We start from the raw sequence: 20427 nt of genomic DNA, 5'->3' as shown, positions 1-20427 counted from the left end.
AGGGGGGCGGCCGGTTTTCGGCAAGGGGGCAGCCGCTTGCGCGCGCCGGAGTACCTTTGAGCAGATGAACGGAAAGGGGCCATCCGCCCCGCGTCTCTTTCAGAGCGCGCGCAGCAAAAGTTGCAGGGCAAGGGCGGCAATGGTGGCACCGGCCAGCGCCTCCACCAGCCCCAGCGCGCGGGTGGTGGCGGGGCCCGCCGCGATCCGGGCAAGCGTGCCTTCGCGCAGGGTGACAGAAGCCGCGGCGACCACCAGGGTCACACTGGCAGTGCCCAGACCCATGGCAACGGCCCCCGCGATACCCTGCCAGGCAAGGCCCATGCGCCAGGTGATGATCAGCAGGAACAGCGCCCCGGTGCAGGGGCGCAGGGCGACCGCGCCGACCAGCACAAAGGCATCGCGCAGCGATCTGACCGCTCCGGCCTGCTGCGCTGTAGGACCATGGGCATGGTTGCAGTTGTGATCATGCCCGTGCCCGTCATCCCCATTGCGGGCGGCAAGCTTGCGCAGACCGCGCAGAACCAGCCAGACGCCGATCAGCCCGATGGCCCCATAGCTGAGCGGCGCCATGAGGCTGTCGGCAAGGCTCTGCATATAGCTGCGGCTCCAGTTCAGCAGCAGCACGCCGGTATAGACCAGCGCCACGGCCGATGCCGCCTGCGCAAGGCTGGAGGCCACCGCCAGTGTGCAAAGCCGCGTCAGCGGCACCCGGGCGGCAAGGCCATAGCCACCGATCAGGATCTTGCCATGTCCCGGCCCCGCAGCATGGCTGACACCATAGGCAAAGCACAGGCCAAGCAGCGCCGTCAGCGCACCGGGATCCCCGGCCCGAAGGCTGCGCAAGCCGCGGGCCATGGCGTTCTGCGCCGCGCGCTGGCCCTCGGCAGCCCAGACCGTCACATGCTCCGCGCCGCCAAAGCCCCAGAGCCAGAGCGCCACAGCCGCGACGCAAACTGCCGCGATCAGGAGGGCGCGTTGCATGTGATCCGCACGTCCTCGGCATAATGCACCCCGATCTCTAGGATCGAAAACTGGTCTTCGGGCACCTTCTTCAACTCTTCGGCCAATGCCTGCGTCGCCGCGTCCGGATCGGCGGGGATCAGCGTGGCACGGCAGGGCGTCGGCAGATGCACACCACCGGACAGGGTGTAGGCGACATAATAGGTCGGGTCATACTGAAGGATTTGCAGACCCTCGGCCGGGGTCGGCGTCAGGCTGCGGGTATGGCTGGCGGTGATGCGCCCGTCGGTGACGGCAATCGCGCTGGGCTGTGGGTGATCAAGCGGCACCTGCACGCCATCACGGTAGAAATACAGATCACCCTCAAACCCCTCGGGCCATTCGATCAGATCAAAACCCTTGAGCCGCGCCAGCTCCGCTTCGGTCAGCTGCGCATCGCCGTCCGGGTCCAGCCCCATATCCTCAAGAATCAGCAGCGCGCTGAATTCGTCGTAACTCCAGCTCAGGGTCAGCCCGGTCACATTCTGGTCGGCGTCCAGCGTCAGATCCAGCCGACTGTCCACAAACATATGCGGATGCGCGAACGCAGGCAGGGGCAGCACGGCAAGAAGGGCGATGATCAGACGCATGGTGGCAGGAGTAAGCGCCACAGGGTCGCCTGACAAGACCGCCGCGCCAGCGACGGCTGAACCTTGCCGGGGTCAACCGCAAAGATGGCGCTGCTCCGGGCGGTGTCACCCCGATCCCGGATCAAACCCCCAGCAGATCACGCCAGCCGTGCTGCGGCGCAAAGCCCAGCATTTTTTGCGCTTTGCGGATGTCATAGAACGTCTCGGTTACGGCCATCATGCGTTTCAGCGGCACGCCCTGATAATACCGCTCCAGCACTTCCGCAGAACTCAGCCCCACCGACAGATCGGGATTGGCGACGTTGAACACCTCAAACCCCAGACCATCGGTCACAAGGCAGCACTGAACCATATGCCCCAGATCGCGCGCATCGATATAAGCAAAGATATTGCGCCGCCGCAGGTCCGGGTTGTCCAGATAGGCCGGGAAGTCCGATTCATATTCGTGCGGTTCGATCACATTGTTGATCCGCAGCCCGTAGATGTCGATGCCGGTGCGCGCGTGGAACGACCGCGCGCAGGCCTCGTTCACCACCTTGGACATGGCATAGCTGTCCTGCGGCACAGTGGGGTGCTCTTCGTCCACCGGCACATACTCGGGCTTCACCTCTCCATCGGCAAAGCAGACGCCATAGGTCGTCTCTGAACTGGCAAAGATCACCTTGGGGATGCCCAGCTTTGTCGCCGCCTCAAGCACATTGTAGGTGGACTGCGTGTTGACCCGGAACAGCTCATTATCCGGCTTGATCAGGATGCGCGGCACGGCGGCAAAATGCACCACGGCGTCGAATTTGGGCACACCCCTGCCGCGATCAAGCTCATCCAGCCCCGCATAGGATGTCAGCGCGTTCCACACCTGACCATTTTCGCACAGATCCACCGTCAGGTTGTCGACACCGGGGTGATCCAGCGGCACAAGGTCGGCGTTGACCACCCGGTGCCCCTGTTCCAGCAGATAGGGGATGACGTGCCGCCCGGCCTTGCCGCTGCCGCCGGTAAAGAGAATGCGCATAACGTGCTCCTTTTTGTATCGCGTCGCCATCCGGGACGCGCCGCGTGACGGCCAAGGTCACACCAGCCCCCTGTTAAGGTCCAGAACCATTGATTTCCGCCCAGAGTTCCGGCAGATCACGCGGGACCATCTGGAAGGAACGACCATGACTCGCATTGACGCCAAGTTTGCCGATCTGAAGGCAGAAGGAAAGAAGGCCTTTGTCGCCTATGTCATGGCCGGCGATCCGGATTACGACACCTCGCTTGAACTGGTGAAGGGCCTGCCGGGCGCGGGCGTCGATGTCATCGAACTGGGCGTGCCCTTTACCGACCCGATGGCCGATGGTGAAACGATCCAGCTTGCCGGACAGCGCGCGCTTGCGGGCGGCATGACGCTTGACCGCACCCTGTCCATCGCCCGCACCTTTCGCGAAAACGACAACACCACGCCGATCGTGCTCATGGGCTACTACAACCCGATCTATTCGCGCGGCGTCGACAAATTCCTCGTGCAGGCGAAAGAGGCCGGCATCGACGGGCTGATCATCGTCGACCTGCCCCCCGAAGAAGACGAAGAGCTCTGCATCCCGGCGCAAAAGGCCGGTCTGAACTTCATCCGCCTCGCCACGCCGACAACCGATGATAAACGCCTGCCCAAGGTGCTGCAGAACACATCGGGCTTTGTCTACTACGTCTCGATCACCGGCATCACCGGCGCGGGCGAAGCACAGCCCGCCGACGTCGCCCCCGAGGTCGCGCGCATCAAGGCCCAGACCGATCTGCCGGTCATCGTCGGCTTTGGCATCAAGACCCCCGAAGCGTCCCAAGGCATCGCCGCCGTGGCCGATGGCTGCGTTGTGGGCTCTGCCATCGTCGCTGAACTCGCCAAAGGCAAACCGGTAAACGAGGTTCTGGCCTTCGTGAAAACCCTCTCAGACGGCGCGCACCGGGCCTGAGGGGCGGGTAGCTTAAATCCTCAAAACCGACAGGCAAGCGACTGTGCGATGTCAGCTTCGAGCCCATAGCGGGCGATCGCGCGGTATAGCGGGCGATCGCGCGGTAGTGTCACTTGTCTCAAACTGCGCGGATAACTCTTGCTCGATAAAGTGCAACGGAGACGAGGATTAAGGCCAAAATAACAAATAGTAATGTGATCCTATTGTCCCTCACTGACAGGGTTTCCTCACAAGAAAGCTGCCAAAACCGACAGGCTTCCCCCGATGCCAACTCACGTTTGAAGAACGAAGGCAACGCTACTGCCATGAAAAGGGAGTATGACCCAACGAGCGCAACGAACTCAGCAAGCAAACCACCCGAAGAAAACGTCTTGCTTGCAAGTGTGTAACCAGTCATGGCCAAGCCGGCGAGTGGCGCAAAAAGAAGCAGCAGATCGCGGGCGAATGATGGTTCGATGAGTTTCCTGATTTCGCCGCTCTCTTTGACAACGACAACTCCGATGCCCATAACAACCGCCACTGTTATCAACACAACAACGCGATGTACGAACCTTTGTTCCCGGCGGCCCAGCGTCATCGCTTCTCCTTACCGCGCGAAAGTTCCAAGTAAGACCGAAAAAAAAGCAACGCAAACCAGAGCATAACAATGAGAATTACGAATGGCCAAAGCCCCCAAATGGTTGATCTGACTTCTTTGGCGAATACTCCCAAGTCGAATTTCGACAAAGCAAAATAGCCCAGCAGGGTTAGCCATGGCCACGGCTTGGTCACCGCCTGAACCAATGCTTGCCCTAGAAATCCGATTAGAACAGGCACGGCCATAATTCCTCCAATGTGATAGCTTAAATATGTATCGAACCAGTCTTCAGAATCCAAGCAGGTTGATCTGATCCGCTGAGCATGAGTTCAGTCGGAGTCCAAGTGCCGCCCTCCGGCGAACGGCAGCTTCGTCCGCACAGCAGACAGTCCTATCTCCGCCAAGCAACCTCAGTCTACCGGCGCAAAGCTTGCTGCATTGGCGCGGTCCCAGCGGGCCTTGTAGCCTTGGCTGTCGGTGACGCCGTCGATCAGGAACCCCTCGGGCAGGTAGGGAAATGCCTCGTCCCCCGTCACCATCTGGTTGTCGGCCTGACGCGCCATGAAATGCCGTGGCAGGAAATCGTTGGGGTCCGACAGACCCGCCGCCCCGGCCATTTCGGCCAGCGCCTTCATCGTGTTGCCATGAAACCGCGCCACCCGCGCGCTCTTGTCGCCCACATCCAGCGCGCGCTGGCGCAGCGGGTCCTGCGTCGCGACGCCCACCGGGCATTTGTTGGTGTGGCAGGCCTGCGCCTGAATGCAGCCGATGGCAAACATGAACCCACGCGCCGAATTGCACCAGTCCGCGCCAATCGCCAGCGCGCGGGCGATGTCGAACGCCGAAACGATCTTGCCCGCCGCGCCGACCTTTACCTGATCGCGCAACCCGGCGCCGCGCAGCGTGTTGTGCACAAAGCTCAAACCCTCCGTCATCGGCATCCCGACGTGGTTGGTGAATTCGACCGGTGCAGCACCCGTGCCGCCCTCGGTGCCGTCCACGACGATGAAATCCGGCACAATGCCAGTTTCCAGCATCGCCTTGACAATGCACATGAATTCCCGCCGGTGGCCGATGCACAGCTTGAACCCCACAGGCTTGCCGCCCGACAGATCCCGCAACTCGCCGATGAACCGCATCATCTCCAGCGGGGTGGAAAACGCCGAATGCCCGGCGGGGGAAACGCAGTCGATGCCCATGGGGATGCCACGCGCCTCGGCAATCTCGGGGGTAATCTTGGAGGCGGGCAGCATGCCGCCATGGCCCGGCTTGGCCCCCTGTGAAAGCTTCAGCTCGATCATCTTGATCTGGGGCAGGGCGGCCGTCACCGCGTATTTTTCACGATCAAAACTGCCATCCGCCGCCCGCGCGCCGAAATACCCCGACGCCACCTGATAGATCAGATCGCCGCCACCGGCCTTGTGATACCGGCTGACCGATCCTTCGCCGGTGTCATGGGCAAAGCCCCCCATGCGCGCGCCGGTGTTCAGCGCTTCGATCGCATTGGCCGACAGCGACCCGAAACTCATCGCCGAAATATTGTAGAGCGAGGCGTTGTAGGGCTGCGCACAGCCGGCATTGCCGATGGTCACGCGGAAATCGCTGTTGGTGTTATGCACCGGCGCAATCGAATGGGTCAGCCAGGAATAGCCCGCATCATAGACCCGCTTGCGGGTGCCAAAGGGGCGCTTGTCCTCGACCCCCTTGGCGCGCTGATAGACAAGGCTGCGCGAATCGCGGCTGAACGGTTCCTCGTCCTGATCGGATTCGATCAGGTACTGGCGGATTTCCGGCCGCACGCCCTCAAACAGGAACCGCATATGCCCCATGACCGGGTAATTGCGCAGGATCGAATGGCTGGGTTGGCGGATATCATGCACACCCAGCGCGGTGAGCGCAGCAAACAGCACAAAAGGCAGCAGGAACCAGCCTGACCACAGGCTCAGCAGCAGGCACAACAGGGCAATGGCCGCGACTCCGGCCAGCGGCGTGTAACGTTCCAGTGTAGCGAGTTTATGCATCTTCGATCCTGGCTTGGTTTCGTGCGGCGGGGGCGGCTTTTGCGGTTTGGCGGGCAGTGTCGTGCCAACCAGCGAAGCGGGTCAGAAACTGGGCGGCGTACAGGCGCTGATTATCACGCACCTTTCGGTAAAGCTGTTGTGAAAACGGTGCGGTTTGCTGCTCTCAAAGATATAGGCGTCACCCGGTCCCAGCACCTCGGTGCGCGAGGCAACGGTCAGTGCGATCTGCCCTTCGATAACGATTCCAGCCTCTTCGCCCTTGTGGGTGTATAGCTCGGGGCCAGTGTCGGCGCCCGGGGAATAGACTTCGTGCAGCATCTGGATCGTGTGGCGTGATGCATTGCCGACCTGACGCAGCGACAAAAGATCCGCCGCCTCTTCGCTCAGATCCAGCGCCGCACCCAGGTTGATTTCACGCAACTCATCCGAACGATGCACAAATGTTTCGACATCCGGGCCATCATCGGCAAAGAATTCGGAAAAGGTCATCGGCACCGCGTCCAGAATCCGCTTGAGCGAGGCGATGGACGGACTGGACCGACCCTGTTCGATCATTGAGATCAACCCGTTCGTCACACCGGCCTGCCGCGCCAGTTGACGCTGGGACAATCCAGTTGCGTTGCGTACAGATTTTAGCCGCCGACCGACATCCAGCTCCAAAACGAATCCCCCGTATTTTTTTTAACCGCCTGTTTTCATGTAATAAAAAACTTACATGCCTCTGCGGCTTGAATTTGGACCCTAACCGACTTGATCGAAATAATAAACGATACTACGCTTGGGCGACTCCTGTGGCACCGCTGCCCGGGACCAGCCGAAAGGCAAAACGGAATGAGAAGCGCCGCGCGAATGCCTCTGGAGGAGGGGTAAAAAACATCTTGGTTAAAGATGCACGCGCGGCCCCGAAGACGACACCCTGACTCGCTGGGGGGCGGACAATCGTTCGCTGCGCACCAGCCCGAAGTTCCGGGTGACGCGTAAATCCGGTCCGGCCGCTGCGGTCGACCGGCAAAATGAAACCAACTGGGAGAGTTTTATGAAACATACCAAATACCTTGCTCTGACCGCGGGCCTGCTGGCCTCCACGGCTGCCGTTGCGCAGGAACGCTTCATCACCATCGGTACCGGCGGTCAGACCGGCGTCTACTTTGTCGTCGGCCAGTCGATCTGCCGTCTGGTGAACCGCGACAGCGCCAAGACCGGCCTGAAGTGCACAGCACCCTCCACCGGCGGTTCCATCGCCAACATCAACGCCATCAAGGCGGGTGACATGGACATGGGCGTGGCCCAGTCCGACTGGCAGTTCCACGCCTACAACGGTTCTTCGCAGTTCGAAGGCGACAAGTTCGACAAAGAGCGCGCGGTATTCTCGGTTCACTCCGAACCCTTCACCGTGATCGCCCGCAAGGACGCCAACATCGCGTCCTTTGATGACCTCAAGGGCAAGCGCGTCAACGTCGGTAACCCCGGCTCCGGCCAGCTGGCCACGATGGAAGTCGTGCTGGACGCCAAGGGCTGGACCATGGACGACTTCGCGCTCGCATCCGAGCTGAAGCCGGCCGAACAGGCCGCCGCACTGGGCGACAACAAGGTCGACGCGATCATCTACACCGTCGGCCACCCCAACGGTTCGATTCAAGAGGCCGTTTCGACAGTCGAGGCAAACCTTGTCCCGGTGACCGGCGAAGCCATCGACAAGCTGGTCGCTGACAACCCGTTCTACGCCTACGCGACCATCCCCGGCGGCATGTATGCCGGCAGCCCGGATGACGTTAAGACGTTCGGCGTTAAGGCGACCTTCGTGACCTCCTCGGATGTGGCGGATGACGTGGTCTACGAAGTCGTCAAAGCTGTCTTCGACAACTTCGATCGCTTCAAGAAACTGCACCCGGCCTTTGAGAACCTCAAGGAAGAGGAAATGATCAAGGACGGCCTGTCCGCACCTCTGCACCCGGGCGCGATCAAGTACTACACAGAACGCGGCTGGATGTAATCCGGTCCCGTGACACTCGGGGTGGCGGCGCCGTCGCCACCCCGCACCAAAAGCGAAGTCCGGGCAAAGATCCGGTTCAGGGCAAATGACCCAACGGGGATAGTCAAACATGTCGCAAAAAGATCAGCAAAAGGCCGCCGCAGTCGAGGCAGCCGCCGCAGGCCACGGTGGCCTGAGCCAGTCGGAACTGGATGAACTTGTTGCTTCGTCCGACACGGGCGGGCGCTCTGTTGTCGGTCCGGTCAGTAGCTTCCTCATGCTGGTTGCGCTGGCATGGTCGCTGTTCCAGCTCTGGTTCGCATCGCCCATCCCCTTCATGGTCGGCTTCGGCGTGTTCAACGACACCGAAGCACGCTCGATCCACCTCGCCTTTGCGATCTTTCTGGCCTTTGCGGCCTTTCCGGCAACACGCACCAAATTTCAGGTCGGCCTTGGCATCGCCATCCCGGTAATTCTGGGGTCGCTGTTCATGTTCGGGGCCAAGGAGGGCTCCTCCACATGGTGGGTTCCGGTCGTTGTCATCGCCCTCGTGGCCTGCATCGTGCTCGGCTCGCCCAAGGACAAGATCCCCGTCTGGGAATGGGCGCTGGCCATCGTCGGTGCCGCAGCCGCCCTTTATCTCTATGTCTTCTACCGTGACATTTCCGGCCGCGTCGGCGCGCCGATCACGCAGGATTTCGTGGTCGCCGTCATCGGCATCCTTGTCCTGCTCGAAGCGACCCGTCGCGCGCTGGGACCGGCGCTGATGATCGTCGCATCGGTCTTTCTGATGTACACGGTGCTTGGCCCCTACATGCCCAGCATCATCGCCCACAAGGGCAACAACCTGTCCGAAATCGTCAACCACCAGTGGATCACCACCGAAGGCGTCTTTGGCATCGCGCTGGGCGTTTCGACCTCTTTCGTCTTCCTTTTCGTGCTGTTCGGCGCACTGTTGGACAAGGCCGGGGCCGGCAACTACTTCATTCAGGTCGCGTTCAGCCTCATGGGCCACATGCGCGGCGGCCCGGCCAAGGCGGCTGTCGTCGCATCGGCCATGACCGGCCTGATCTCGGGCTCATCCATCGCCAACGTCGTGACCACCGGCACCTTCACCATCCCGCTGATGAAAAAGGTCGGCTTTTCCGCTGAAAAGGCCGGCGCGGTCGAGGTGGCAAGTTCCGTCAACGGCCAGATCATGCCGCCCGTCATGGGGGCCGCGGCCTTCCTGATGGTCGAATATGTCGGCATTCCGTACTTCGATGTGGTGAAACACGCCTTCCTGCCTGCGGTCATTTCCTACATCGCTCTGGTCTACATCGTGCATCTTGAGGCGATGAAAGCCGGGATGCAGGGCCTGCCGCGCGCCTATACACCCAAGCCCATCGTCCAGCGCCTGATCGGCATCGTCTTTGCCATCGCGGCGATCTGCGTTGTGTCCTTTGCGGTCTACTACGGCATGGGCTGGATCCGTCCGGCATTCCCGGAAACCGCCGCCTACATCGTCTTTGCCTTCCTGACGCTGGTCTACATGGCGCTGCTTTACGTCGCCTCCAAAGAGGCGCCGCTAAAGCTCGACGATCCGAACGCCGAAGTGCAGTCACTGCCGATGCCCGGACCGACCGCACGGTCTGGCCTGCACTTCATCCTGCCGGTTGTCGTGCTGGTCTGGGCGCTGATGGTCGACCGCCTGTCGCCCGGCCTCTCGGCCTTCTGGGCCTCGGCCTACATGGTGTTCATCCTGCTGACACAGCGTCCGCTGATGGCCATCTTCCGCGGCGAAAGCAAACTGGCCACGGACATCAAAGAAGGCTTCATGGACCTGATCGACGGCCTCGTGACCGGCGCGCGCAACATGATCGGCATCGGTATCGCCACGGCGACCGCCGGTATCATCGTGGGTGCCGTCAGCCAGACAGGCGTCGGCTCCGCCCTTGCCGATGTGGTTGAGGTTCTGTCGGGTGGCAACATCATGGCGATCCTGCTGCTGACCGCCGTTCTGTCGCTGATCCTTGGCATGGGCCTGCCGACCACGGCGAACTATATCGTCGTCTCGGCCCTGCTTGCCCCGGTCATCGTGACACTGGGCCAGCAGAACGGTCTGATCGTGCCGCTGATCGCCGTCCACCTCTTTGTGTTCTACTTCGGTATCATGGCGGATGTGACCCCGCCCGTTGGCCTGGCCTCTTTCGCCGCAGCAGCCGTCTCTGGCGGTGATCCGATCAAGACCGGCGTCATCGCCTTCTTCTACTCGCTTCGCACCGCAGCACTGCCGTTCCTGTTCATCTTCAACACCGAACTGCTGCTGATGAACGTGAACTGGGCGCAGGGGATCTTCGTCTTTGTCATCGCCACGATCGCGATGCTGCTGTTCGCAGCCGCAACGCAGGGCTGGTTCCTGGCCAAGAACAAGTTCTATGAATCGATTGCGCTCTTGCTGATCGCCTTCACCCTGTTCCGCCCGGGCTTCTGGATGGACATGGTCTTCCCGCCGTACCTTGAGGAGGCGCCGACCGAAATCGCCGCCGCCGCCGGGGACACACCTGCGGGGGATGAGCTGCGCATCAGGGTGGCTGGCGTGAACGATCTGGGCGACCCGATCGAATTCGTCGCCCTGCTGCCCATCGGTGATGGTACCACGGGCGCGGAAAAGCTCGAAAACGCCGGCCTCGTGTTCCGCACCGAAGATGACAAGATGTTCATCGACGATGTGTCCTTCGGCTCGGCTGCGTCCAATGCCGGTCTCGACTGGGATCAGGAGGTCCTGCGCGTGCTCAAACCAGTCAGCGTGCCGACCAAATACCTGATGTTCATCCCGGCGCTGCTGCTGCTGGCGCTGATCGTGTTCCTGCAGCGCGGCCGCAATGCAAAAGTCGTCACCCGCAAGGCTGCGGCCTGATCGCATGGCAGTGTGCCTTACATCTGAATCCGGATCTTCCGCCCCTGTGGCGGTGGATCCTGCGCGCCGCGCCGGAGGGGCTGTCACGATTGCGGCATTGGGCCGGACAAAGGCAGAAGAACGTGCACAGTTTGTCACAAAGGCGTCGCATTCGTCGGTCTTGGTAGTTCCCGTCGCAGGTCCAAGGGCGTAAGGGATGCGGCAAGCGGGAATACCGGGCACAAGCCCAGACAGGTGTTTCCCCACCTATGGAGACTGTTTCCTATGACCCCTTTCGCAATCGCTGGCGTACAGATGTACGTGCATGCCACCCACTCGAACGTCGAGACCATGATCCATCATCTCGACGTGGTGATGGCACGCTTTCCCTGGACCCAGATGGTCATGTTTTCCGAACTGGCCGCCTTTGGCCCGCTCGACCGCTTTGCCGTCCCGACCGAAAATGAAACGATCGAGAAATTCTGCGTCGCCGCCCGCCGTCACCGTGTCTGGCTGATCCCGGGCACGATGTTCCTGCGCGGCGATGACGGCCTGATCCGCAACACCGCCGTGGTGATCAACCCCGATGGCCACATCGTCGCCCGCTATGCCAAGATGTTCCCGTTCCGCCCGTACGAGGCAGGGATCACCGCAGGCACCGAATTCTGCGTCTTTGACGTGCCGAACGTGGGCCGCTTTGGCCTGTCGATCTGCTATGACCTGTGGTTCCCGGAAACCACGCGCCAGCTGACATCCATGGGCGCGGAAATCATCCTGAACCCGGTTCTGACCGGCACCACCGACCGCGACGCCGAACTGGCCATCGCGCGCGCCACGGCGGCGCAATTCCAGTGCTACGTCTTTGCCGTCAACGGCCTTGGGGCAGGGGGCGTAGGCAAATCCATCGTCGTCGATCCCAGTTCCATGGTGCTGCACCAGTCGGCAGGACAAGAGGACATGTTCCCGATCGAGGTCGATCTAGACGTGGTCCGCCGCCAGCGCGAGGCCGGAATGAAGGGTCTGGGCCAGGTGCTCAAATCCTTCCGCGACCGCTCCAACGACTTTCCGGTCTATGACCGGGCCAGCGGCACCGATGCGTATCTCTACACGCTCGGGCCGCTTGAAATGCCGCAGCAGGGCAACCGTGCCGGGCTGCATGTGGACGTGCCGCTTGCCGGTGACGACCTGATCAACCGGCCGCTGGGAAACCAGCCGGTCTTGGGTAAAACATCCAGCGGCTGATCCCGCCCGCTCTGGGGGCGCCATTCGGCCCCCCCGTCGCGTCGCGTGACCTGTCGCCTTTTGGGGGAGAGAGAAGCGATGCAATCCGTTAATGAGTACTATTCGGCGGTCCAGCTAAGATCCGACAGATGGGCCGCCCTGCGCGAAGCCACCGACGCTCTTGCCCATGGCGGCACCGATCGCCAGATGGCGGGCCTCAAGAAACGCGTCGAAGAACTCTGGACCGCGCTTGAGGTGATCGAACCCTACTGGGCCTTTCCCGGCATGCCGGCCTTTGAATTCATGCGCCGCCAGTTCGCCCATGGCCATTACGTGGAACTGGCCTATTCCGTGCACCGTGCCCTGCGCGCGCTGACCTCGGGGGCCTACCGCCGCCGCCATATCCCGCTCGACAAGGACACCTCTGAAAAGGACGAACAGGACGACGAGGCGATGCTCTCGCCCGAGGCCCGCGCCATGTCCAAACCCTATTTCGAAGTGCTGATCGTCGATGACGTCAACGAACAGCAGGAACGCTGGCTCAAGTCCAACGTGACCCGCATGCGCCGCCCCGAGGATCCCTTCCAATACGAGGCGGTCGTCGTTCCCAGCCTTGAGGATGCGCTGATCGCGGTGCTCTTCAACCACAACATTCAGGCCATCGTCGTGCGCCCCGGCCTGACGCTGAAATCCCAGATCGAAATGCCGCTGCTGTCGCGTTATATCGACAGTGTCGAACGTCAGGACGAACTCGACTCCCTGCGCCCGCGCGACTACGGCCCCGAACTCTGCCGCCTGATCGACAAGGTGCGCCCGGAACTCGATGCCTACCTTGTCACCGAACGCTCGGTCGAAGATATCGCCGGGCTCGATCTCGGCATCTGCCGCCGCGTCTTCTACAACCAGGAAGACTTCATGGAGCTGCACCTGAACATCCTTCGCGGTGTGCAGGCGCGCTACAAGACCCCGTTCTTCACAGCGCTGGTCAACTATTCCAAACAGCCCACCGGTGTTTTTCACGCCATGCCCATCAGCCGCGGCAAATCCATCACCCGCTCGCACTGGATTCAGGACATGGGCGCCTTCTACGGCCCCAACATCTTTCTTGCGGAAACCTCTGCCACATCCGGCGGGCTGGATTCGCTGCTCGAACCCCACGGCCCGATCAAAGAGGCGCAGGAACTCGCCTCCCGCGCCTTTGGCTCGAAACAGACCTTCTTTGCCACCAACGGCACCTCGACCTGCAACAAGATCGTCGTTCAGGCGCTGGTGCGCCCCGGCGATATCGTTCTGGTCGACCGCGATTGCCACAAATCGCACCACTACGGCATGGTGCTGGCCGGGGCGCAGGTCTGTTACCTCGACAGCTATCCGCTGAATGAATATTCGATGTATGGCGCGGTGCCGCTGCACGACATCAAGAAACAGCTTCTTGATCTCAAGGCGGCCGGCAAACTTGACCGCGTGCGGATGCTTCTGCTGACCAACTGCACCTTTGACGGCATCGTCTACAACGTCGAACGCATCATGGAGGAATGTCTGGCGATCAAGCCCGACCTCGTGTTCCTCTGGGACGAGGCGTGGTTTGCCTTTGCCCGCTTCAACCCCACCTATCGCGGCCGCACGGCGATGAATGCCGCCAACGTGCTGCGCGAACGCCTGCGCAGCGCCGACCACGCCAAGGCCTATGAAAAGCAGCAGGCCAAGCTCAAGGACGCCGATGACGCGACCCTGCTCAAGACCCGCCTGATCCCGCCGCCCACGGCCCGCGTGCGCGTCTACGGCACCCAGTCGACGCACAAGACGCTGACCTCACTGCGGCAGGGGTCGATGATCCACGTCAACGACCAGGACTTCAAAGGCGAGGTCGAGCAAAGCTTCCACGAAGCCTACATGACCCATACCTCGACCTCGCCCAACTACCAGATCATCGCCTCGCTCGATGTGGGCCGCCGTCAGGTCGAACTCGAAGGTTTCGAATTCGTCCAGCGCCAGATCGAGGCGGCCATGTCCATGCGCCGCGCCATCTCAACCCATCCGCTCTTGCAGAAATACTTCAAGGTGCTCACCGCCGGCGACATGATCCCCGAGGCGCACCGCGAAAGCGGCGTCGAGAGCTATTATGAACCCGAACAGGGCTGGACCGACCTGTGGGAGTGTTGGGAAAAGGACGAATTCGTCCTTGATGCCACCCGTGTCACGCTGGCCGTGGGCGGCACCGGCTGGGATGGCGACACCTTCAAGACGCAGATTCTGATGGATAAATACGGCATCCAGATCAACAAGACCTCGCGCAACACGGTCCTCTTCATGACCAACATCGGCACCACGCGGTCCTCTGTCGCCTATCTGATCGAAGTGCTGGTCGAGATCGCCAAAAGCCTTGATGATCTGCTTGATGATGCCTCGCGCATGGAACGGCTCGGCTTTGACAAGCGGGTCAAGAACCTCATGCACGACCTGCCGCCGCTGCCCGATTTTTCACGCTTCCACGACGCCTTCCGCGCCGACAACGTGACATCCGAAGGCGACATTCGCACGGCCTTCTTCCTCAGCTATGATGAAAACAACTGCGACTACCTCGAACTCGACGGCTCGCTGAAAAAGGCGATGGACGCGGGCGAGGAAATCGTCTCGGCCAGCTTCATCATCCCCTATCCCCCGGGCTTCCCGATCCTCGTCCCCGGACAGGTCGTCAGCCAGGAAATCCTCAGCTTCATGCGCGCGCTCGATGTCAGCGAAATCCACGGCTACCGCCCGGATCTGGGCCTGCGCGTCTTCACCAAAGAGGCGCTCGCCACCCTGACCACAGCCAAACTTTCCACTGCTGCCGAATAACAGAGAGGGACATAAAAAATGACAACAACAATCCTGAAAAACATCTCGGAAATCCGTCGCTTCTTTCACCGCAACGAGGATCCGATCTATTTCATCTCCGCCACCAACTTCAACCTGCTCGGGCTCGACGAATGGGTGAAGAACTTCAAATATATCTGCTACATCGACTGCTACGACGGCAAGCACCCGAACGTGTTCTGCCCGTCTGAACAGCCCCACGCTGAATTCCAGAGCATCGAAGACATCAACAACTACCTGCTCCAGCACAAGGAAGTCATCGACTTCATCAAGCGTCGCGGTGGCAAGCCGCATTTCGTCTTCCTGATGTTCGACGAAGAAACCGAACGCCTGTCCAAGGAACTTGGCGCCGACGTCTGGTTCCCCAAGGCCAAGCTGCGCCAGAGCATGGACAACAAGATCGAAACCGTCCGCATCGGCAACAAGGCCGGCGTGCCTTCGGTGCCCAACACCCTCTCGGTGGTGGACAGCTACGAACACCTGCGTAAGATCACCGAAAAGGCCGGCATCGGCCACGATCTGGTGCTGCAATCAGCGTTTGGCGACAGCGGCCACACCACCTTCTTCATCAAATCCGAGGATGACTTCCGCCGCCATGAATCCGAAATCGTCGGCGAAGGCGAAATCAAGATCATGAAACGCATCGATTGCCGCGGTTCCGCGATCGAGGCCTGCGCCACCAAGGAAGGCACCATCGTCGGCCCGCTGATGACCGAACTGGTGGGTTTCAAGGATCTGACCCCGTATCGCGGCGGCTGGTGCGGCAACGAAATCCTTGCCACGGCCTTTCCGCCCAAGGTGCGTAACCACGCCCGCGACCTGACCTTCAAGTTCGGTGAACAACTTAGGAAAGAGGGCTATCGCGGCTATTTCGAACTCGACTTCCTGATCGACAAGAAAACCGGCGATCTCTGGCTCGGCGAACTCAACCCGCGCATCACGGGCGCCTCGTCGATGACCAACCACGCCGCCTTTGCCCATGCCGACGCACCGCTTTTCCTGTTCCACCTGCTGGAATTCTCCAAGAAGCAGTTCAAACTTGATGTGGACGAACTCAACAGCCGCTGGGCCAACCCGGACATGATCGATTCATGGTCGCAGATGGTGATCAAGCACACGGATGACTCGGTCGATATCTGCACCAGCGCCCCGGAAACCGGCATCTACCGCATGCTCGAAGATGGCCGCGTGGTCTATGACCGCTTCGACTATCACCGTCGCGCCGTGGAGTCCGAGAATGAGGCGTTCTTCCTGCGCATCCTCGGCCCCGGCGACTATCGCTACGAAGGTGCCGACATCGGTATCCTCGTGACTCGTGGCCGGTCGATGACGAAATCCTTCATGCTGAACGAACGCGCCAAAAAGTGGATCCACGGCATCAAGCAATGCGTCACGGGCCGTCCGCTGCCTGTTGCCGAAGCTGGTCCGGCTTTTGCAGACCCCGCTTTCAAAATCATGTAAAGGACAGGCATGACCATGTATTGGCGTGCCATTTCCGAAGATCAGCCCGGCCCCAAGTGGGCCGGGCTTTTCGCGGAATACTGGCCGGATTATCAGCGTTGGTGGCTCAAGGAAGGCGACGCAGCCCGCGCCTCCTATATGGAAAGCCGTCGGATGCTGACCCGGCACATGCCGGAACTCGTTCCGCTCTACGACCAGCTTTGCGAACTCGCAGGCGGCGGCGATCAGGCCGCCCGCTTTCTGTCGATGTATTGCCCGCCGCCCTACCTCTCGGGGTGCTCACAGGCGCTCTGGCCCGGCAAGGCCCCGGTGCTGGTGCGCAACTACGACTACAACCCCGCCGCTTTTGATTCCCTGATCCTGCGCACCGCATGGCAGGGGCGCACGGTCCTCGGCACCTCGGATGGTCTCTGGGGGCTTGTCGACGGCATGAACGACGCGGGCCTTGCGATCTCGCTCACCTTTGGGGGGCGGCGCGTGGTTGGTCAGGGTTTCGGCGTCCCGCTGATCCTGCGCTATGTCCTTCAGACCTGCACCACCGCCGAAGAGGCCGGCAAGGCGCTCGCCCGCGTCCCCACCCACATGAGCTACAACGTCACCGTGGTGGACCGCGACCGCAAATACCTCACCGCGATGATGGCCCCCGACCGCGCCACCCTGATCACCCATGCCGCCGTCGCGACCAACCATCAGGAAAATGTCGAATGGATCAGCCACGCGCGTTTTACCGCGACCGTGGAACGCGAACGCTACCTGCTACAGCGCATGACCCTGCACCGCGACACCGAGGAAAAGTTCATCTCTGCCTTCCTCAAACCGCCGCTCTATTCGACCGCTTTCAAACATGGCTTCGGCACGCTCTACACCGCGATCTACCGCCCCCGCAAAAAACAGATGGAGATCCGCTGGCCCGGCACCTCCTGGCCGCTCTCGCTCGACAATTTCGAGGAAGGCGCGCGCAAGGTCTATGTCCCCGGCGCGGACTAGGGGGGCGCATTCGTTTTGCCGGCCATCCGCGGCGTCTTGTCTTTCCAAATACGCAGAAGCCAACCTTGCAACCGAAACGACGCTGGCGCAGAAAAGCCATACGCCTGCCATACGGTTTCCATACGCAAACCATACGTTATCCAGCACTGGATCTGACCCATGTCCCACATCTTTCCCCGCTCGATGAAATCCAGCCCGCCCATGGCCGTGGGCGGCAAGGGTTGCTACCTTTTCGACGCCTCCGGTAAACAATATCTCGACGCCTCGGGCGGCGCTGCCGTCTCTTGCCTTGGTCATGGCGACACCACCGTGATCAACGCGATCAAGGCCCAGCTCGACACGCTCGCCTATGCCCACACCGGATTCTTCACCTCGGAACCCGCTGAAAAGCTTGCAGATTTGCTTATCGAACACGCCCCCAGCACACTCGACCGCGTCTACCTCGTCTCGGGCGGATCAGAGGCGGCAGAGGCCGCGATCAAGCTCGCCCGGCAGTATTTCGTCGAGAAGGGCGAACCCAAGCGCGGCCGCCTGATCGCCCGCAAGCAAAGCTATCATGGAAACACCATCGGGGCCCTCTCCGCAGGCGGCAACGAATGGCGCCGCGCCCAGTTCGCACCGCTCCTTCTGGACATGAGCCACATCGACCCATGCTACCCCTATCGCCTTCAAAACGAAGGAGAATCCGACGCAGACTACGGCCTGCGCTCGGCCAATCTGCTTGAGCAAGAACTGCTGCGCGTCGGCCCGGAAACCGTCATGGCCTTCATGGCCGAACCCGTCGTCGGCGCCACCGCAGGCGCCGTCGCCCCCGCACCGGGTTACTTCAAACGCATCCGCGAAATCTGCGATCAGTACGGCATCCTGCTGATCCTTGACGAAGTCATGTGCGGCATGGGCCGGACCGGCACGCTGTTCGCCTGCGAACAGGACGGCGTCGCACCCGATATCCTCTGCATTGCCAAGGGCTTGGGTGCCGGATACCAGCCCATCGGCGCCATGCTCTGCTCATCGCAGATCTATGATACCATCGGTGCGGGCAGTGGCTTTTTCCAGCACGGCCACACCTACATGGGCCACCCCACCGCCGCCGCTGCGGCGCTTGCCGTGGTCAATTCCGTGCTTGACCGGGGGCTGTTGAAAGCCGTTCAAAAACAGGGGGATGCGTTGAAATTGGCGCTGAACGAACGCTTTGTTCAGCACGCCAATGTGGGCGATATCCGGGGCAGGGGCCTGTTTCTGGGCCTTGAGCTGGTGACAGACCGGGGCACCAAGGCACCCTTCGATCCGGCCCACAAACTCGCCGCGAAAATCAAGGCCGCCGCTTTCGACGCCGGCCTCATCTGCTATCCGATGAGCGGCACGATCGACGGCAAGACGGGCGACCACATCCTGCTCGCCCCGCCCTTTATCATCGAGGATGCGCAGATCACCGAACTTGTCGACAAGCTCAGCGGCGCAATCGAGGTCTCACTCCCTGGCTGAAGGGGCATCTCCCAGGCGGACACTGTTCGAACTGACGCTTATGTCAGCCTGGGAGAACCCCATGTTTTCAAGGGAGAAGTTCGCCCCCACAGCGATGACGGCGATCAGCACGATCCCCAGGATAAAGGCTTTCATGGTCTACTCCTTTGGCGCGGTTTCAGCGCGCAGATAGTCGATCAGATCGGCGCGGTCCTTTGCGCCGGTGATACGTTGCATCGGCATCTTTGTCCCGGGAATATAGTGCTCCGGGCCGATGTCGAAAAGGCCGTCGATGGTCGCGTCGGTCCAGATCAGCGCTGACCCGTCCAGCGCCTCGGAATACCGGTAATCCGCGACCGTCCCCGCAGCCCGCCCGAACAAACCATATAGCGTCGGCCCCGCCCGCCGCGCGCTGCCCGGTGTCAGCGTGTGGCAGATCGAACATTTGCGTTTGAACTGCCGTTCGCCGTTGGGCATCGTGTCAGGATTGGCAAGAAAGGACGGATTTCCGGTTTCAATTTGCCCGTGTTCATCCATCGTCGCGATGGGCCAGGAATGCACCGTATCGTCCAGCCCCCCGGCCAGAATATTTTCCCCATCCGCGGAAAAGCCCAGGGCCCAGATCGGGCCGCGCGTCGTGGCGCGGAAATCCCGGAAGATGTGCCAGTCGGTGGTATCGACCACCATGATGAACCCCTCACCATCGCCCACGGCCAGCACGTCGCCCGCAGGGGACATTTCCATCGCAAGGATCGGCCGACGTTCCAGTGTAAGATCCGCAATGGCCGCGCCATTTTCTACGTCTATCACCCGCGTGCCGCCATCCACAGCGCCATAGGCAAGCCATCCGGCGCTTTCGTTCAGCACAACCTCATTCAGGCCAAAGCCGTGTTCTACCAGCCGCCCCTGTTCCTGACCTGACAGTACATCCCAGATCCGCAGCGATCCGTCCGCCGAGGCGGAATAGAGCCGCGCGCCGTCTGCGGAAAAGGCAAGGTCGTTGACCGGCCCCGCGTGCCCATGCAGAAACCTTGGTACGTCACCAGACAGGGGCCAAAGGCCGATGCTGCCGTCCCAGCTGGCCGAGGCAATCAGTGCGCCATCGGGGCTGACGACCAGTGACATCACCTTGCCCTGATGGCCTTCCATCCGTGTGGCCCTTCCTGTTGCAAGGTCCCAGTGCACCAGTGCAAAATCGTCCCCGCCCGTGACAAGCTCTGTCTCTGACAGGAACACGGCGCAGTTCACCGCCGCGCGGTGATTTTCCAGCCAGCGTGGCGTGGTGTCGTTCCATAGCCCCACGGCATTGTCAAAACTTGTGGTGGCTATCTGCCCATTGGGGGACACGGTGATGCCCATGATCGGCCCGCCGTGTCCCTCAAGAGTTGCATATTCACCGGCCAGCGCGGGGCCTGTCGTCAGCGCCAGTGCCAGCAGCAGCCAGCGCATGGG

At 61.3% G+C, this 20427-nt stretch carries 17 protein-coding genes; 8 read left to right on the top strand and 9 right to left on the bottom strand.

The genetic code is table 11. The features are described 5' to 3' along the window. Positions 1–99: 99 nt before the first annotated feature. The 3 genes from CHB75_RS14125 to CHB75_RS14115 form a co-directional block, all read right to left on the bottom strand. A complete protein-coding gene (locus CHB75_RS14125) occupies positions 100–981 on the bottom strand; it encodes a nickel/cobalt transporter (protein ID WP_089271571.1) in 882 nt (293 codons plus the stop codon). Further along, complete coding sequence (locus CHB75_RS14120) at positions 963–1610, bottom strand: DUF1007 family protein (protein WP_245840982.1); 648 nt, start codon at positions 1608–1610, stop codon at positions 963–965. Before CHB75_RS14120 ends, CHB75_RS14125 begins: the two co-directional genes overlap by 19 nt. A gap of 100 nt (positions 1611–1710) precedes the next feature. Next, on the bottom strand, positions 1711–2601 hold the full coding sequence (locus CHB75_RS14115) for an NAD-dependent epimerase/dehydratase family protein (RefSeq protein WP_089271567.1): 891 nt from the start codon (positions 2599–2601) through the stop codon (positions 1711–1713). Between the two features lie 145 nt (positions 2602–2746). Here CHB75_RS14115 and trpA point away from each other — a divergent pair, with 145 nt between their 5' ends. Next, positions 2747–3538, top strand: a complete 792-nt coding sequence (trpA, locus tag CHB75_RS14110) for a tryptophan synthase subunit alpha (protein ID WP_089271565.1) — start codon at positions 2747–2749, stop codon at positions 3536–3538. Positions 3539–3656: 118 nt separating this feature from the next. On the opposite strand, the gene CHB75_RS14105 is transcribed toward trpA, so the two are convergent. From CHB75_RS14105 to CHB75_RS14090, 4 genes are all read right to left on the bottom strand, one after another. Beyond that, a complete protein-coding gene (locus tag CHB75_RS14105) occupies positions 3657–4115 on the bottom strand; it encodes a hypothetical protein (RefSeq protein WP_089271563.1) in 459 nt (152 codons plus the stop codon). Next, entirely contained in the window at positions 4112–4414 is a 303-nt protein-coding gene (locus CHB75_RS14100) for a hypothetical protein (RefSeq protein WP_141135114.1), read from the bottom strand. The genes CHB75_RS14105 and CHB75_RS14100 overlap by 4 nt, the downstream gene beginning before the upstream one ends. A 111-nt stretch (positions 4415–4525) precedes the next feature. Next, positions 4526–6136: an FMN-binding glutamate synthase family protein gene (locus CHB75_RS14095; protein WP_089271559.1), complete on the bottom strand. Its 1611-nt coding sequence runs from the start codon at positions 6134–6136 to the stop codon at positions 4526–4528. Between the two features lie 81 nt (positions 6137–6217). After that, a complete protein-coding gene (locus CHB75_RS14090; protein WP_176439144.1) occupies positions 6218–6796 on the bottom strand; it encodes a cupin domain-containing protein in 579 nt (192 codons plus the stop codon). 376 nt (positions 6797–7172) lie between these two features. On the opposite strand from CHB75_RS14090, the gene CHB75_RS14085 reads away from it, so the two are divergent. The 7 genes from CHB75_RS14085 (at position 7173) to CHB75_RS14055 (ending at position 18996) form a co-directional block, all read left to right on the top strand. Continuing rightward, a complete protein-coding gene (locus CHB75_RS14085; protein WP_089271557.1) occupies positions 7173–8129 on the top strand; it encodes a TAXI family TRAP transporter solute-binding subunit in 957 nt (318 codons plus the stop codon). 109 nt (positions 8130–8238) lie between these two features. Beyond that, positions 8239–11007 carry a TRAP transporter permease gene (locus tag CHB75_RS14080; protein ID WP_217898790.1) on the top strand — a complete coding sequence of 923 codons (2769 nt, stop codon included), beginning with the start codon at positions 8239–8241 and terminating at the stop codon, positions 11005–11007. A 264-nt stretch (positions 11008–11271) separates the two neighbouring features. Beyond that, positions 11272–12228: a carbon-nitrogen hydrolase family protein gene (locus CHB75_RS14075; protein WP_089271555.1), complete on the top strand. Its 957-nt coding sequence runs from the start codon at positions 11272–11274 to the stop codon at positions 12226–12228. Positions 12229–12306: 78 nt separating this feature from the next. Further along, positions 12307–15045: an aminotransferase class I/II-fold pyridoxal phosphate-dependent enzyme gene (locus CHB75_RS14070; protein ID WP_089271553.1), complete on the top strand. Its 2739-nt coding sequence runs from the start codon at positions 12307–12309 to the stop codon at positions 15043–15045. A gap of 18 nt (positions 15046–15063) precedes the next feature. After that, positions 15064–16524 (top strand): biotin carboxylase, encoded by a 1461-nt coding sequence (locus CHB75_RS14065; RefSeq protein ID WP_089271551.1) that lies wholly within the window; start codon positions 15064–15066, stop codon positions 16522–16524. Positions 16525–16539: 15 nt separating this feature from the next. Next, the gene (locus CHB75_RS14060; protein WP_089271751.1) at positions 16540–17511 is read left to right on the top strand and encodes a C45 family autoproteolytic acyltransferase/hydrolase; all 972 of its coding nucleotides are present in this window, start codon (positions 16540–16542) and stop codon (positions 17509–17511) included. A gap of 159 nt (positions 17512–17670) precedes the next feature. Further along, a complete protein-coding gene (locus CHB75_RS14055) occupies positions 17671–18996 on the top strand; it encodes an aspartate aminotransferase family protein (protein WP_089271549.1) in 1326 nt (441 codons plus the stop codon). On the opposite strand, the gene CHB75_RS21700 is transcribed toward CHB75_RS14055, so the two are convergent. Both CHB75_RS21700 and CHB75_RS14050 read right to left on the bottom strand, forming a co-directional pair. Then, entirely contained in the window at positions 18982–19131 is a 150-nt protein-coding gene (locus tag CHB75_RS21700) for a hypothetical protein (RefSeq protein WP_176439143.1), read from the bottom strand. The genes CHB75_RS14055 and CHB75_RS21700 overlap by 15 nt on opposite strands. A gap of 3 nt (positions 19132–19134) precedes the next feature. Beyond that, positions 19135–20424, bottom strand: coding sequence for a c-type cytochrome (locus CHB75_RS14050; RefSeq protein WP_089271547.1), 1290 nt, complete (start codon positions 20422–20424; stop codon positions 19135–19137). Positions 20425–20427 lie beyond the last annotated feature (3 nt).

The organism is Puniceibacterium sediminis (assembly GCF_900188035.1).
Classification (GTDB): domain Bacteria; phylum Pseudomonadota; class Alphaproteobacteria; order Rhodobacterales; family Rhodobacteraceae; genus Puniceibacterium; species Puniceibacterium sediminis.
The sequence above is the reverse complement of the archived record's forward strand: the minus strand, read 5'-3'. Positions and strand labels throughout refer to the sequence as shown.

What these genes read in the sequence shown, in the direction of transcription:
- CHB75_RS14125 (WP_089271571.1), bottom strand. Translation starts at nt 981, where the DNA reads ATGCAACGCGCCCTCCTGATCGCGGCAGTTTGCGTCGCGGCTGTGGCG.
- CHB75_RS14115 (WP_089271567.1), bottom strand. Translation starts at nt 2,601, where the DNA reads ATGCGCATTCTCTTTACCGGCGGCAGCGGCAAGGCCGGGCGGCACGTC.
- trpA (WP_089271565.1), top strand. Translation starts at nt 2,747, where the DNA reads ATGACTCGCATTGACGCCAAGTTTGCCGATCTGAAGGCAGAAGGAAAG.
- CHB75_RS14105 (WP_089271563.1), bottom strand. Translation starts at nt 4,115, where the DNA reads ATGACGCTGGGCCGCCGGGAACAAAGGTTCGTACATCGCGTTGTTGTG.
- CHB75_RS14095 (WP_089271559.1), bottom strand. Translation starts at nt 6,136, where the DNA reads ATGCATAAACTCGCTACACTGGAACGTTACACGCCGCTGGCCGGAGTC.
- CHB75_RS14085 (WP_089271557.1), top strand. Translation starts at nt 7,173, where the DNA reads ATGAAACATACCAAATACCTTGCTCTGACCGCGGGCCTGCTGGCCTCC.
- CHB75_RS14080 (WP_217898790.1), top strand. Translation starts at nt 8,239, where the DNA reads ATGTCGCAAAAAGATCAGCAAAAGGCCGCCGCAGTCGAGGCAGCCGCC.
- CHB75_RS14075 (WP_089271555.1), top strand. Translation starts at nt 11,272, where the DNA reads ATGACCCCTTTCGCAATCGCTGGCGTACAGATGTACGTGCATGCCACC.
- CHB75_RS14070 (WP_089271553.1), top strand. Translation starts at nt 12,307, where the DNA reads ATGCAATCCGTTAATGAGTACTATTCGGCGGTCCAGCTAAGATCCGAC.
- CHB75_RS14065 (WP_089271551.1), top strand. Translation starts at nt 15,064, where the DNA reads ATGACAACAACAATCCTGAAAAACATCTCGGAAATCCGTCGCTTCTTT.
- CHB75_RS14060 (WP_089271751.1), top strand. Translation starts at nt 16,540, where the DNA reads ATGTATTGGCGTGCCATTTCCGAAGATCAGCCCGGCCCCAAGTGGGCC.
- CHB75_RS14055 (WP_089271549.1), top strand. Translation starts at nt 17,671, where the DNA reads ATGTCCCACATCTTTCCCCGCTCGATGAAATCCAGCCCGCCCATGGCC.
- CHB75_RS21700 (WP_176439143.1), bottom strand. Translation starts at nt 19,131, where the DNA reads ATGAAAGCCTTTATCCTGGGGATCGTGCTGATCGCCGTCATCGCTGTG.
- CHB75_RS14050 (WP_089271547.1), bottom strand. Translation starts at nt 20,424, where the DNA reads ATGCGCTGGCTGCTGCTGGCACTGGCGCTGACGACAGGCCCCGCGCTG.